The organism is Mesorhizobium sp. M2A.F.Ca.ET.067.02.1.1 (assembly GCF_004023285.1).
Taxonomy (GTDB): domain Bacteria; phylum Pseudomonadota; class Alphaproteobacteria; order Rhizobiales; family Rhizobiaceae; genus Mesorhizobium.
In genome coordinates, this window is sequence record NZ_RZSB01001433.1 from 1 (window position 1) to 445 (window position 445).

The following is a 445-nucleotide window of genomic DNA, read 5'->3' on the forward strand; positions in this document are numbered from 1 at the left end:
GTCTATCTCGGCGCCAAGACCGGACGCGACGGCGTCGGCGGCGCCACCATGGCCTCGGCCGAGTTCGACGACAAGATCGAGGAGAAACGCCCGACCGTGCAGGTCGGCGATCCCTTCACCGAAAAATGCCTGCTGGAAGCCTGCCTCGAGTTGATGGCGTCGGGCGCCGTCATCGCCATCCAGGACATGGGTGCGGCCGGCCTCACCTGCTCGGCGGTCGAGATGGGCGCCAAGGGCGACCTCGGCATCGAGCTCGACCTCGACCAGGTGCCGGTGCGCGAGGAGCGCATGAGCGCCTATGAGATGATGCTGTCGGAAAGCCAGGAGCGCATGCTGATGGTGCTGCGCCCCGAGAAGGAAGAGGAGGCCGAGGCGATCTTCCGCAAATGGGGGCTCGACTTCGCCATTGTCGGCAAGACCACCGACGATCTGCGCTTCCGCGTCA

General features: G+C 66.1%; 1 protein-coding gene. It reads left to right on the forward strand.

Going from position 1 to position 445, the window contains the following annotated elements:
• The coding region (locus EOA28_RS38210) for an AIR synthase-related protein (protein ID WP_245501719.1) at nt 1-445 on the forward strand (445 nt) is incomplete at both ends.